Genomic DNA, 14,175 nt, shown 5'->3' with positions numbered 1-14,175 from the left:
GTGTAAATTTTGTTTGTCATGTTTCTCAATACTGTTTGATGTTCATAGCGGTTGTTGAAATGGTAAACCTATAACAGACAAAGGAATTAGAGATAACGACGAAAGAATAGCAATAAAAATAATAACAGGCTGGATTACCAAAAGCACCCTAATTCTGAGGGTATCTATATTAAAATAATAAGTAAGGGTTGTCGGGCATAATATAAAAAAAGCTCCTAAAAAAGGAGCTTTGTGACCGCAGAAGGATTCGAACCCTCACTGTCGGAGCCGAAATCCGAAGTTCTATCCATTAAACTATGCAGCCGTATTCATAAGTAATGAATGATAAGTAATACCTGATTACTTATCATCATTGCCTTTCATGTTTTAGAAAGTAATTTTCACTCCTCCCAGAATCTGTGCACCCAGGACTTTATATCCTTTGTACGTCTGGTATTTTGAGCTCAGAAGATTATTTCCGAGTGCGAAAATACTGAAATTTTTGTGAATTTTATACTCTGCAGAAAGATTTAAATCAGCATATCCACCTACTTTATCGTTTGTATTCTCCGTAGATTGGTAAATTACATTCGGAGCACCTACTCCTTCAATCGCATAAGAGTTTGTCGTTCTGTCACTTGCAAATATTCCTTTAAATCCTAACAAGAGCTTTTTGTCAAGCATTGTATATTTTGCCCCGATGCTTGCATTGAATAAAGGAACGTTATAAATATTTTCATAGTTCTTAAGATCATACTTTGTAAACCTTAACTCTCCATCAATAATAAGATTGGCCAATGGGAAATATTGTACACTCCCTTTGATATCACTTACGTTTCCATCATCATACACTGCAGAGAATGTATTGGCAAAATTATATGCAGAACGGTTTACAGATGTATTATCGAAAAGACCGTTGGCCTTAAAGAACATAATATCTCTCATCTTTCCATAACCTGCAGAGAAGTCGTATTTCAACGTTTCATCAATATCTCCTCTCAATCCTACATAAAAATGATATTTCGTCTCCGTTGGCTTTAAAAACTGGTCAGAAAGGATGAATGGATTCGTCTGCAACATATCTCCATAGGTATTCAGCTTCAGACCTCCGTCTACCCCTCCGTAGAATTTAAATTCTTTGGCAGCTGCAAACTGGAACTCCGCCTGCGGGAACCAATACGTTTTATTGTTTTTCTGCTGAGAAACGAGTTCTGCTGAATTTTTAGCATTCAGGAAAGAGAATGAAGATCCTAACATCAAATAAGAATCTCCTTTGCTGAATGTTACTTTCGGGGTAAGGCTGGTATTGAAGAAGCTGGAAGAGTTTTTATCTCTGATGGCAAAATCTGTCTTCACAGCATCCAATCCTACTCCCAAATCTGCATTCAGGTTGATTCCTGATTTTCCTAATTCAACAGCATGCTTGGAGAAGTTTGCAAGAATGGAAACCTGGTTTTCCGAAGCATCAAAATGATCTTTCAGGAATGATGATTTTACCCTTACATCATTTAAGATTTCATTGGAATAAAAATCATAGTATCCGTTTACTTTAAACTGATTTACTTTTTGTTTAAGATCAAGCTCTCCCGTAGGCTGCATGGCGTAGATTCCATAATAATTATAGCTGTCTAAACCATATTCAGCGTTAAGGTTAAACTTCCCCTTTTCTCCGTAAGAGTTTAAGAAAGCTCCGATATTAGCAGAAGTCTGCCCGGATTTCCAGTCATAATCTTTTTTAAGACCATTCGTAGACAAAACATGAACATCAGCTCCTACTTCAAGCTTATTTTCAAGGGTTTTTGAAACGTTTCCGTCTACCAGAACTTTTCCATAATTACCCATTCCAAACTGGAAATAGTTATTCTGAGCGGTTCCGTCAAATTTCGGTGCTACATCTTCTCCCTGAATAGTTGAAGTTTTAAAATCTGAAACAGCAGGAACATCCGTGATGGTATACTTCACAGGAGTCTGCGATTTCTCTTCCGGCGGATAATTCTTGATGGTTTCCACAGAAGTTTTTTTCTTCTCGATCTTCTTCACTTCCGGCTCTCTTTTTTTGTTAAGAACCAGCTTTTCCTCCTTGATCTGGGAAAACGCCACCGACGAGAACCCTAAAAATAATATGGATAATAATTGAATTTTCTTGTTCATATTTTCTTTATTTGAAAAAAATATATAACGGGCTTTTATTTATTGGAAGCAATATAACTGCCTAATAAAGCTTTCCCCGACTGTTTTGAAAAAGTTCTCCCCAGTCTGAATATATTAAACAGCCAAAGGCTTTGATAAACTTGTAATTTGTATTGATAATTTTTTGTTGCACTATTCTCAGCTACATCATAACTGTAAACAATATCATAAGGAAATGCTGAAGGCAGTAACCCGACTGTAATCATACTTCCAATCATTGGGTTTCCACAAGGAGGAGTATAGGTTTTCATCGGATGCAGTGTTATCTTAGATACATTGGTACTGTCTTCTACAATTTCATAAATATCAGAATGTTTTAAAATCTCAAATTCTTTCTTAAGATCCTTATTCACTACAAAAGCTTTCTGTTTTTGAAAGTCAGCTTTTGCGTGGTTATACTCTTTTGGATAGGCACTGTATGAAGGAATACAGCTCCAGAGTGAAGCAGAAATTAAAAAAGAATATATGGTAATTTTAAAAACCTTCATGTACTATTTCTTAATCTGTTTTTTAACTTCTTTTGCTTCTGCAACAATTTCAGGGAAATCCTTGTAATTCGCAATGATCTGATCACATGTATAACTTGCCTGGTAGTTGTCTTTCAGGCCGATATAGTTTTTCGCCATCAATACCAACGCTTTTGCTCCCCAGAATTCTTCTGATGCATAGTTATTGGCAAGCTTAAAGATCGTCTCATTAGAAGACTTGAAAGCTTTTCCTTTATTTTGATAATAGGCTTTTGCATACAGAGCTTCTGCAGCTACTGAAGTATTGGATGATTTTTCAAGAGAAGAATAGGCAGTCTGTGCATCTTTATCTTTTCCTGAGTTCATCAGACTTCTTGCTTTGATCACTTTCGCAGTTTCAATAACGGCTGCCGAGTTTTTAGAATTAGCAATCACTGCATTGGCTAATTTTTCCGCTTCAGAGAAATTATTTTCTTCTGCATACAGTTTCATCAATTCCACATTCGCATAGTTTTTAATGCTGATGTTGGAAGAATTTTTAATGCCTTCAAGGTACTTTTTAGCTTCTGTAGTATTCCCCTGTGCAAGGAAGATCTGAGCTAAACGAGTTTGTGCATCATCCTGGTAATCATTCTGAATTACAGCAACTTCCTGAAGAACAAGTAAAGCTTTAGTTGAATTGTTAGTCTGATAATAACTTTCTCCTAATTCGTACTTAGCCTGGTACAATCCTTCACCTGTAGGATTCTGTGTCAGATACTTTTCGTAGTAAGAAATTGCATTCTTATAATCTTTCTTCGCAAACAGCTGCTTCCCTGTAGATAAATTGATCTCATCAATTTCAGCAGCATCTACATTTACCCCAACATTTCTAGCGAAAGTCTCATAACCTGAAACGTCTCCGTTTTTCGTAAAGATAGGTTTTGCAGCCTGAACTACTTTCTGAGCATAGGCCGTATTTTTATACTGCTCACCCAGAGATTTCAGTTCAGAAAGAGCTTTATCATTCTGATTCTGGTCTATATAATTTTGTGCTCTGTAAATAGATGCATTAGCAATCAGATCTTTGTCAGAAGAACCTTTGATTACTTTTCCGAAATAATCATTGGAGTTGGCAAAATCATCCTGAGCAGCGTAGGCTGTTCCTATTTCGTATTGAGCATCATCATAATATTCGGAATCCGGATATTTTGATAAAAGATTTTTAAGGTTGTTAATCTTCGCCTGTGTATCTCCTTTGAATCCCAGAGCCATTGCTTTTTGATACAAAGTATAATCCGTAGCATCTTCATTTTTATCATAGATAGCAATGGCTTCGTTCAGATCATTGTTGGCATAATGGATATCTGCTAGACGAAGTTCTGCATCATTTTTAAATTCCGGTTTCGGATTGGCAAGATATTGTTTGAAATAAGTAGCTGCCTGATCAAATTTCTTAGATTTAAAATAGGCATATCCCAAATCATAAGGCAGCTGCTGTTTTTCAGGGAAGTTTTCCGTAAGAAGCTTTTCATAACGTACAATGGCAGAAGGATAATTTCCTTTTTGGTAATACACCTGTGCCAGCCAGTACAAAGCTCTGCTGTTGAATTCTTTATTAATATTAAAACCAAGACTTCTTAAGAAATATTTCTCAGCTTCGTCATAGTTTCCTTTGTTGAATTCCTCCGTTCCTAATAGATAAGAAACCTCCTGGTCTACTTTGTTGATCTCAGGAGTTGAACTCTGTAATCTGTCAATTGCATTCAGCGTTTCTTTATAGTTTCCGGAATACAGATAAGATTTCACCAATAATGACCTCATTTCTGCGGCATTGGCTCCGTTCTGATTTTCGTTGATATAACTTTGAATTACCGCCGAAGGACTTTCAAACGGGTTACCGATATCGTAACTTAATTTAGCGTACTGCTCATGAGCCAGTTTTTTCACTTTCGCATCATAATCCATCTGATAAGAAGAACGGAATGCAGAAAGAGCCTCCTGTTTTTTATCTACGGCCAGATAAGCATTTCCTAACTGGTAATAAGCATTTTGAGCTAAAGCAGAATTACTGTTCAGAAGCTGGTTGTAATAAGAAACCGCTTCATCATATTTCTTCAGCTGTGCAGCCACAAATCCCATCTCATACAAATCGTTTTCAGATGGATTCTGCTGTACACTCAGATAATCTTTTAAATGTGGATAGGCAGAAGTGTAATCATTCTTCATGAAATAACTCTCCCCAATGATCTTATGAACTTCTGCTTTATAAGAATCTGAAATATTTTCGTTCAACAAAGCTGTTCCTTCCGTGATCGCCTGGTCGTAATTCTTATCATTATAATACATCTGTACATAATAAGGGCGTACCAGTTTGGAGAACTTATCCTGATCCTTTATCGAATCAAAATACTGGAAAGCTTTATCATTCTGTCTGTTGCTGTAATACAAATGCCCAAGCATATAAGCAATATCTCCTTTTTGGGACTGATCTGCTGATTTATAAGCTTCTTCAAGGGCATCAGTAGCTCCTTTAGAATCGCCCGTCATGAACTTTGCATATCCAAGCTTCAGAATATACTCGGTATTCTCCTCTTTCGAAAGCTGATACTGGTTTACTTTTTTCAAAGTCTCCAGCGCCTTATCGAAATCTTTTTTTGCTAAATAGTAATCTGCCAGTGGAAGATTAGCCTGAGCAAAATAAGCAGAATTAGGATATTCTTTCATGAAAGCCGTTAACCCTTCTTCAGCATGATTTTTCTGAAGAATCACACCGATCACATTATCAAAAAACTGGGCGCCTTCCTTTTTCGAACGGGACAAATTCTGATTGTAGAAGTATTGTCTTGCATATTCGTATTGAGAAGCATTGTATATTTTGGTCTGATAAAGATTTTCGGCTAGATTGAACCTGTAATTTTCTTTCTGGGTAAAATATTGGGACTGTTGAGCATCGGAGATTCCGAAATAGATGACCGCAGCCGCTAAAAGTATTTTTTTTGATTTCATTCTTCTTGATATAAGAAAATTAGTCTAAATAAGTTAACGAAAATATTAAAAACTTATTGTTTAAGCAAGTTTTAACAGTGTTAATGACAGTTAATTCTTATTTGATAACAATGTAAATTTTCTCACCATACAATGATAAAATTTACTACTTTCGTTTGATAAAATGTAAACAATTTTAATAAACAGTTATCAAAAACACATTTTAATTTGATACTTTTTCAACAGCAGCCAAAAACATACCATAAACACACCATCTCATGAAATTTAAGATTCTTTTAGCATTAATTTTTGTAAACCTCCTGCAGGCACAAAAGTTTTATTTTCCAAAGACAGCTGTAAATGACTCTGTTATATTGGAAAAACAGATTCCAGGACTTGCACAACAAGTGATTCCCCTCCTTCAGTCTGCAAAGTATAAACCTGAAAATACGGTTGACCTTATGGATAATCTTTTCCGCTTGCAGCTGGTGGCTCATGATTATAAAAATTCATTGGCCTCCCTTTTCGAAAACCGTAAGCTCTTTGCGGATCACAATATGGGAGACTACAGATACATCGGATTTGAACTGTATGCCCTTGCAAAAATGGAGCAAGAAGAAAACAATACCTCATTTTCCAATGCCCTTCAAAAAGTATTTAATCAAAAATACGAAAGCCTTCCGGAAAAACTGATTCCAAGACTGGAACTCGCTCTTAACGGAGATGTGAACGCATCCAGAAAACTGTTGAAGAATCTTCTTGATAAACAAAAAGATAAGGACAGCATCGATTACAAAACGGCACTGGCTCTATGTAAAAATTATCTGAATTATAAAACCTACTCCAGCATCAAACCTCAGGTCATGCAGCTACTGGCTTCAAAAGACAAAGAAAGATTCATTATTGAAACGAAAGATCTTAAGATCAATGGAAATACCTTATCAGTCACTATTGTTCGCAGAAAAGAAAACACATCTCCACTTCCTGTTATTTTAACCAATAATATCTATGCAGGTCCCATTGATGGTTTCTTTGGAAAGAGAGCCGCTACATACAATTACGTAGGGGTTGTTGTGAATACGAGAGGCAAGAGAAACAGCAATGATGTGAACAATCCTTTTGAGCATGAATCGCAAGATATTTATGAAGTGATAGACTGGGTCAGCAAACAGCCCTGGTGCAACGGGAAAGTAGGAATGATCGGAGGAAGTTATTTAGGCTTCAGCCAGTGGGCAGCCGTAAAAAAAGTGCATCCGGCATTAAAGACGATTGTTCCTCAGGTTGCCGTAGGAATCGGGATTGATTATCCGGCTCAGAATAATATCTTTATGAGCTATATGCTGCAGTGGATACAATATGTGACCAATAACAAATTTACCGATGAAGCAGATTTTACCAATGCTGTAAAATGGGATTCTATTTTTACAAAATGGTACAAAAGCGGGGAGTCATTCAGGTCGTTAGATAAAATAAGCGGAAAGCCAAGTAAAATATTTCAACGATGGCTGGATCATCCGGGATATGATGAATACTGGCAGAAAATGGTTCCTTACAGGGAGGATTTTTCTAAAATCAACATTCCTATTCTGACTACAACGGGATATTATGATGATGATCAGATTGGTGCGCTGTATTATTTTAAACAGCATCATCTGTATAATAAAAATGCGAACCATTATTTGGTCATAGGTCCTTATAATCATGGAGGAGCCCAAAGTTTCGGATTTACTTACGTGAATGGAAACCCTATTGATCCTGTGGCGAGAATAAGTATTGATGATCTTGCATTCTCATGGTTTGACTATATTCTTAAAGGCGGTAAAAAACCAGAAATTTTAAAAGACAGAATCAATTTTCAGGTAATGAACACCAATACATGGAAGCATGTAGCCCATCTTGATAAAATGCATAATTCGTCTTTGAAATTCTACCTTCAGGACAAAAAAAACACATCTTCTGTATTTAATAAGCCTGAAACCAAAAATTTCACAACACAAATTGTTGATCTTAAAAACAGAGACCAGAAAGACACTTATTATAAAGTCAGTAAAAAAGACAGCATAAAAATGACAAATTCTGTCGCTTTTGAAAGTGAAGTTCTTGATAAGGATATCATCATGAGTGGAAACCTTTCCGGAGTCTTCAATGTTTCTATCAATAAAAGAGATTTTGATACGGATACTTCCTTATATCAAATTCAACCGGATGGAAAGTCTTCGTTACTCTCCACTCACATTGTTAGGGCCAGCTATGCGAAGAACAATGAAAAACGACAGCTTCTTGAACCGAATAAAATGGAACAAATCCCGATTAACAATTCCTATTTCATGAGTAAAAAGATAGAGAAAGGAAGCAAACTTCTTTTATTGGTCGGAGTGAATAAAAGCCCTAACTGGCAGATCAATTATGGTTCCGGTAAAGATGTAAGTGATGAAACAGTAAAGGATTCCGGTAAACCCATGGAGATAAAATGGTACAATGACAGCTATGTGGAAATTCCTGTTTATAAAGACTAAAAACCTTTTCTAAACACATTTCAGCGGGCTTTATGCAATAAAAAATAATAAGATCATTTCATTCTTTACTGATAAAAATTCTTAATTTAGCCCGCTAAAAAAAATAACCAATTGAGCAATACGATGATTAAGAACATTTTTTGATGTGATACTTTTCATCACCAGCTCAAAAAATACCATTAATGAAATTTAAGATACTCTTAGCATTATTTTTTGTCAATATAATGCAGGCACAGAAGTTTTACTTTCCGAAAGCAGCAACAACAGATTCTGTGATTTTGGAAAAACAAATTCCCGAACTTGCTTTAAAGGTGATTACTGAATATCAGTCTCCTAAGAACAAACCGAAGTATATACTCACGTTTTTAGATAATCTGTTCCGTTTACAACTTGCGGCAAAGGATTACAAAAATTCCATTACAAGTTTAACCGATTACCGTAAGGAATATGCAGATCATAATATGGCAGGGAACAAATATCTTGCTCATGAAATCTACAGTATAGCCAGGCTGATTGAAAAGGATAAAAATATTCCGTTTCCAGATGCTCTTCAAGCGGCTTTTACTACAAGATATGAAAGTTTATCCGAGCCACTGACTGCCAAAGTAGGACCTACCCTGGATATTGATTCAGATGTAAGGGATCATAAAAAAAGGCTGAAAGCAGCACTTGACAAACAAAAAGATAAGGATAGTATAGACTATGCTTCCGCTCTGGCTTTATGTAAAAACTATGTCAATTATATGACCTACTCAAGCATCAAACCCCAGATTATGCAGCTTTTTAAAGTAAAGGAGCAGGAGAAATTCATCATCGAATCCAAAATACTTACTTTAAAAAAAGGAACAAAACTCACCATTACAATTGTACGAAAAAAAGAAAACACCTCTCCTCTTCCCGTTATACTTACCAATAATATTTATGCTGGAGAATTTGTAGATGCAGGGATGGGGAAAAGAGCAGCTGTTTACAATTATGTAGGAGCTGTGGTTAATACTCGTGGAAAAAGAGACAGCAATGACCCCAATCATCCATTTGAAGATGAAGCGCAGGATCTTTATGAAGTCATAGACTGGGTAAGCAAGCAACCGTGGAGCAATGGTAAAGTAGGAATGATAGGCGGAAGTTATTTAGGATTCAGCCAATGGGCAGCTGCCAAAAAACTGCACCCGGCTTTGAAAACCATTGTGCCTCAGGTTTCGGTAGGGATCGGAATAGATTATCCTTCTCAGAATAATGTCTTCAAGGGCTATATGCTCCAGTGGATTCAATATGTCACCAATAATAAGCTGACTGATGAAGCAAGCTTTAATAATGATACAAAATGGGATTCTATCAATACAGCATGGTACAAAAGCGGCAGATCATTCAGAGCCCTTGATTCTTTAAGCGGGAAGCCCAATACAATATTCCAAAGATGGCTGGATCATCCCGGTTATGATAAATACTGGCAAAACATGGTCCCTTACAAAAAAGAATTTGCCAAAATAAACATTCCTGTTTTAACGACTACTGGCTATTATGATGCTGATCAGATCGGAGCATTGTATTATTATAAAGAACATCACAAATACAACAAAAATCCTAACCATTATTTAGTGATAGGACCTTATGATCATGCAGCAGCTCAAAGCTATGGAAATAATTATGTTTATGTTTTCGGTTATGGGAATCTACTCATAGATCCTGTAGCCAGAATAAGTATTGATAAACTTGCTTTTTCATGGTTTGATTATATTCTGAAGGATGGTAAAAAACCGGAACTTCTGAAAGATAAAGTCAATTTTCAGATCATTAACAGTAATACATGGAAACATGTTCCTGCTCTTGATAAAATGCACTCGTCTTCTCTTAAATTTTATCTTCAGGATCGTAAAAACGGTTCTTCAGTTTTTGAGAAACCCGGAACTGAACAATTTACCCAACAGACGGTTGACTTTAAAGACAGAAATCCGAAATATCTTTATCATACAGTAAGCAAACAGGATAGTGTGTATGTAACCAATTCTATTTATTTTGAAAGTGAAATTCTGGAAAAGGATATTACAATAAGCGGAAATTTATCTGGAATATTCAACGTTTCCATCAACAAAAAGGATTTTGATCCCAAAACCCTATTATATCAGGTACAGCCTGATGGTAAGATATTTTTACTGTCTACACATCTTACCCGAGCCAGCTATGCAAAAAACAATTTCAAACGTCATCTGCTTAAACCTGGCAAAAAGGAGCAGATCCCAATCAAAAACTCATTTTTCATCAGCAAAAAAATAGAAAAAGGAAGCAAACTGGTCTTATTGGTAGGAGTTAATAAAAATAAGAACTGGCAGGTCAATTATGGCACAGGAAAAAATGTAAGTGATGAAACTATAAAAGATGCAGGTGAGCCTTTGGAAATAAAATGGTACAACGACAGTTATGTGGAAATTCCCATTTATAAAGAGTAAATTCTTTTGTTTGCGCATTTTTCCCCAAATGTTTTTAACAACTGTTAACATCAAAATAAAAAATCATTACATTTGCTTTTTTTCAAATCAAATATAGTTATTGAATGAGTCAACTTTTTAGAAGAAAAATCTATTCAGATACAGATACATCAACAGGGCTTTTAAGAGTCTTAGGGGTATGGGACATTGTATTTTTTGGTATTGCGGCCATTATTGGAGCTGGGAGTTTCAGCAGTTTGGGAGAAGCCGTTTTCAGAGGCGGTCCCGGTGTAATACTACTCTATTTGATTTGTGGCTTTGCCTGTGGGTTTACCGCTTTATGCTACGCTGAATTTGCCAGCAGAATTCCTACGGCAGGTTCTGCCTACACATATGCTTATGCCAGTTTTGGGGAATTGATTGCATGGGTTATCGGCTGGGCTCTGATCATGGAATATTCTTTCGGGAATATTTACGTAGCCTTTTCCTGGTCAGATTATTTCACCAGTTTCTTAGGACGTCTCGGAATGCATATCCCTGATTATCTTACCTGCAGCTATACCGAAGCCAGAAAAGCCGTTCAATATGGTTCAGAAAACAAGGAACTCTTAAATGCATGGAAGACCGCTCCATTAATCGGAAGTTTGAAATTCATTGTAGATATTCCGGCATTGGTTATTAACGGTTTGATTACATGGCTTTGTTATGTAGGAGTAAAAGAAAGTAAAAACTTCAATAACTCTCTGGTTATCTTGAAACTTGGAGTAATTATATTGGTTATACTGGTTGGTTTTGCGTATATCAATACTGAAAACTGGACTCCGGTAAGTCCTACAACGGGAACACCATCCTTTATGCCAAATGGCTTTGCAGGGGTAATGAGTGCCGTATCCGGAGTATTCTTTGCTTATATCGGATTTGATGCTTTAAGTGTTCTTTCTGAAGAGACTAAAGACCCACAAAAGACTTTACCAAAAGGAATGATTATCTCCCTTGTATTGTGTACCGTGATCTATATTGCTCTGACATTGGTATTAACAGGTATGGTAGATTACAAAAAATTTGATGGTGTGGGAGATCCGCTTTCATTTATATTTGAAAAAACGAATGCCAATGTAGCCTGGATGGAGCTTGTAGTTTCTTTCGTTGCAATTGTTGCCATTACCACTGTATTATTGGTTTTCCAGATGGGACAGCCAAGAATCTGGTATGCCATGAGCCGTGACGGACTGATGCCTGCAAGATTTCAAAAAGTACATCCTAAGTATAAAACACCATCATACGCAACTATCGTTACTGGGATTGTGGTAGGTATTCCTATCCTGTTTACAGATAAAACTTTTATTCTTGACTTTACAAGTATCGGAACTATTTTCGCTTTTGTACTGGTATGTGCCGGAGTACTAATGCTTCCAGCTAAAGAAAAAATTAAAGGCAGATTCCACCTTCCTTACGTGAATGGTAAAATCATTTTCCCTGTCATTTTCATTGGAGGTTTACTGGCTTTCTACCAGTGGCAGCCTGAGTTTTTTGATAACCTTATGAACTGGTCAGATCCTAATGAAGGAGAATTCAGAGCTTCTATTTTCTTTTTTATTATCATCAACCTGATTCTATGTATCGTAGCTTTTATCAAGAATTTATCATTAATTCCATTGATTGGTTTAAGTTCATGTCTGTATCTTCTTACAGGAATGAGCCATGAGAACTGGTTCTGGTTCGGAATGTGGTTCCTGATCGGTATGGTAATTTATTTCTGCTACGGATATAAAAACAGTAAGCTTGGAAAAGAGTTAAAAGACAGCTAAATAAGCATTTAATAAAATTGCGAAAAGGCAAAATAGCAAATAGGTTACACCTGATGGAAAGACCTGATTTGTTATTTTGCTTTTTTACTTTTTTGGGCTCTTTTAAAAATCGGCAGAATTATTGCTTTCAACTCAATTGAACCAATAAACTAACCCGCCATGTCTGAAAGAATCAAAACATACAGAGAGTTTTATCAGTTTTATCTTACTGAGCATAGTAAAACAGGTACCCGCATTTTCCATTTCATCGGAACGTTTCTCGTATTTTTCGTATTATGGTATGTCATCAGTTCCGGAAAAGAAAGATTTCTATGGTATATCCCTATTGTAGGCTACGGATTTGCCTGGTTCAGCCACGCCGTGATTGAGAAGAATAAGCCGGCTACTTTTAAATATCCTTTATGGTCTTTAATCTCAGATTTCAGACTGTTTTTTGAACTATTAATCGGGAAGCAGAAATTCTTTACGTCCAATAACCAGCCTCAAAATCAGGAATAGCCTTTAGTTTCTTTTCTTTCTTAATTTTGAAGACGCAAGAGCATTTCGACTTAGCACAATGTGAGATTTTCAGCAAATGATGATATTATTTTTCTCGCAGATTGTGGAGATTTCGCAGATTTTTTTTAATAATATCTGCCTAGTTTTCAAGAGCTGTAGAGGATATTAAAGTTTAGATTCCTTGCTTTTCCCGGAATGACAAAACAGAGTTTTGAAATTTTATCGGAGATAAAATCTTTGCGCCTTAAAAGCATTCCTTCTAATAATACTTGCGCCTTTGCGTTTTCCGACCTTTACTTTTAGATTGAGATTGCTTCACCTTCGGTTCGCAATGACTATATGTTGGTAGAATTCTGTTTATTCTGAGGGAGTTTCTTCCCAATCAGATAACCCAATGAAGGCAGAATACATGATAAGACAACCGGAACTTTCAAAGCCAGACCTGATCCGTCAAAGATAATCGTCAAAGGAAAAAGATATCCGTTATAAACAAGCAGTGCCAATGTAAAAAGAAAACTGTCACTATTACCTGTAGAAAGAATATTAAAATCGCTTCCAAACTGATCAAACAAGCCGGAGCAAACAAATAAGAAGACATTCACAAAAAACATCCATAGGACGGTTCTGTAGATCATCCCTTTTTTTGCATTCAGATATCCGGCGAAGATCAGAAATAAAGATAAAATTCCGGAAACGGTATAATCCAGTCCTGAAACATCAACTTCACTACCCATTCTTCCAAAGAAATACATGGCATACAATACCAGATTTCCGAGATAGATGACCGTTACATAATTCATACCTTAAAAATTTTGTGTTTACGGTTAATATTGTTTTTCAAGTATATCGTAATGAACCGTGTTTACTATCTTCTCTGCAAGGATGTCTCCATCTACTTTTTTCGGTTCAGGAATATAGCTTGAAAAGGTTATCGTATGATCTTTATTGATTGTTACTTCCACTTCTTCAAGGATATTTTTATCATCTACATAAAACTGGATCCTGTTTTCTACAACTCTCCAGAAAGAAAGTCTTGGTTCAGATGGACTGCAGTCACCCGACTTCCCTTCTACATAATTATAGATGGCGAAACCATCTTCCCTGATCGCATAATTTCTCATCAGGCGGCAGTTATCGAACTCTTTTATCACTTTCTTTTTACCTTCATAAAATCCGGCTTCCTTTAGTTTCCAGAATCCTGTAACGTTTTCTTTGGTTAATTTTTGGGCACTGACCAAAGAAAAGGCCATACAGGAAGCAAGAAAAAATATCTTAGACATAATGAATTTGTGTTTTTTGATTGTAAACCAATATAATAGTGAGT

9 protein-coding genes and 1 tRNA gene are annotated in these 14,175 nt (G+C 36.2%); 4 read left to right on the top strand and 6 right to left on the bottom strand.

Annotated features, from left to right (window positions below):
* Window positions 1-232: 232 nt before the first annotated feature.
* The 4 genes from KBP46_RS00915 to KBP46_RS00900 all read right to left on the bottom strand — a co-directional run bounded on the left by KBP46_RS00915 (window position 233) and on the right by KBP46_RS00900 (window position 5,624).
* Window positions 233-304, bottom strand: a tRNA-Arg gene (locus tag KBP46_RS00915).
* 62 nt (window positions 305-366) lie between these two features.
* Entirely contained in the window at window positions 367-2,130 is a 1,764-nt protein-coding gene (locus tag KBP46_RS00910) for a TonB-dependent receptor (protein WP_216444403.1), read from the bottom strand.
* A gap of 35 nt (window positions 2,131-2,165) precedes the next feature.
* A complete protein-coding gene (locus KBP46_RS00905; protein WP_062675232.1) occupies window positions 2,166-2,657 on the bottom strand; it encodes a hypothetical protein in 492 nt (163 codons plus the stop codon).
* 3 nt (window positions 2,658-2,660) lie between these two features.
* Window positions 2,661-5,624 carry a tetratricopeptide repeat protein gene (locus tag KBP46_RS00900; protein WP_216444402.1) on the bottom strand — a complete coding sequence of 988 codons (2,964 nt, stop codon included), beginning with the start codon at window positions 5,622-5,624 and terminating at the stop codon, window positions 2,661-2,663.
* Between the two features lie 257 nt (window positions 5,625-5,881).
* Between KBP46_RS00900 and KBP46_RS00895 the strand changes: the two genes are divergently transcribed.
* The 4 genes from KBP46_RS00895 (at window position 5,882) to KBP46_RS00880 (ending at window position 12,851) form a co-directional block, all read left to right on the top strand.
* Window positions 5,882-8,119 (top strand): CocE/NonD family hydrolase, encoded by a 2,238-nt coding sequence (locus KBP46_RS00895; protein ID WP_216444401.1) that lies wholly within the window; start codon window positions 5,882-5,884, stop codon window positions 8,117-8,119.
* 182 nt (window positions 8,120-8,301) lie between these two features.
* On the top strand, window positions 8,302-10,566 hold the full coding sequence (locus KBP46_RS00890; protein WP_216444400.1) for a CocE/NonD family hydrolase: 2,265 nt from the start codon (window positions 8,302-8,304) through the stop codon (window positions 10,564-10,566).
* Window positions 10,567-10,670: 104 nt separating this feature from the next.
* Window positions 10,671-12,353, top strand: coding sequence for an APC family permease (locus KBP46_RS00885; protein WP_062675235.1), 1,683 nt, complete (start codon window positions 10,671-10,673; stop codon window positions 12,351-12,353).
* A 159-nt stretch (window positions 12,354-12,512) separates the two neighbouring features.
* Window positions 12,513-12,851, top strand: coding sequence for a DUF962 domain-containing protein (locus KBP46_RS00880; RefSeq protein WP_123277702.1), 339 nt, complete (start codon window positions 12,513-12,515; stop codon window positions 12,849-12,851).
* Between the two features lie 335 nt (window positions 12,852-13,186).
* Here the strand turns inward: KBP46_RS00880 and KBP46_RS00875 are convergent, their stop codons facing one another.
* Both KBP46_RS00875 and KBP46_RS00870 read right to left on the bottom strand, forming a co-directional pair.
* Window positions 13,187-13,651 carry a hypothetical protein gene (locus KBP46_RS00875; protein ID WP_123277703.1) on the bottom strand — a complete coding sequence of 155 codons (465 nt, stop codon included), beginning with the start codon at window positions 13,649-13,651 and terminating at the stop codon, window positions 13,187-13,189.
* A 24-nt stretch (window positions 13,652-13,675) separates the two neighbouring features.
* Complete coding sequence (locus tag KBP46_RS00870) at window positions 13,676-14,131, bottom strand: lipocalin family protein (RefSeq protein WP_123277704.1); 456 nt, start codon at window positions 14,129-14,131, stop codon at window positions 13,676-13,678.
* Between the last annotated feature and the right edge of the window lie 44 nt (window positions 14,132-14,175).

Source organism: Chryseobacterium sp. PCH239 (genome assembly GCF_018924625.1).
GTDB classification, from domain to species: Bacteria; Bacteroidota; Bacteroidia; order Flavobacteriales; family Weeksellaceae; genus Chryseobacterium; species Chryseobacterium cucumeris.
The sequence above is the reverse complement of the archived record's forward strand: the minus strand, read 5'-3'. Positions and strand labels throughout refer to the sequence as shown.

Coding starts and splice junctions, on each gene's coding strand:
- KBP46_RS00905 (WP_062675232.1), bottom strand. CDS start 2,657: ATGAAGGTTTTTAAAATTACCATATATTCTTTTTTAATTTCTGCTTCA.
- KBP46_RS00880 (WP_123277702.1), top strand. CDS start 12,513: ATGTCTGAAAGAATCAAAACATACAGAGAGTTTTATCAGTTTTATCTT.
- KBP46_RS00900 (WP_216444402.1), bottom strand. CDS start 5,624: ATGAAATCAAAAAAAATACTTTTAGCGGCTGCGGTCATCTATTTCGGA.
- KBP46_RS00870 (WP_123277704.1), bottom strand. CDS start 14,131: ATGTCTAAGATATTTTTTCTTGCTTCCTGTATGGCCTTTTCTTTGGTC.
- KBP46_RS00885 (WP_062675235.1), top strand. CDS start 10,671: ATGAGTCAACTTTTTAGAAGAAAAATCTATTCAGATACAGATACATCA.
- KBP46_RS00875 (WP_123277703.1), bottom strand. CDS start 13,651: ATGAATTATGTAACGGTCATCTATCTCGGAAATCTGGTATTGTATGCC.
- KBP46_RS00895 (WP_216444401.1), top strand. CDS start 5,882: ATGAAATTTAAGATTCTTTTAGCATTAATTTTTGTAAACCTCCTGCAG.
- KBP46_RS00910 (WP_216444403.1), bottom strand. CDS start 2,130: ATGAACAAGAAAATTCAATTATTATCCATATTATTTTTAGGGTTCTCG.
- KBP46_RS00890 (WP_216444400.1), top strand. CDS start 8,302: ATGAAATTTAAGATACTCTTAGCATTATTTTTTGTCAATATAATGCAG.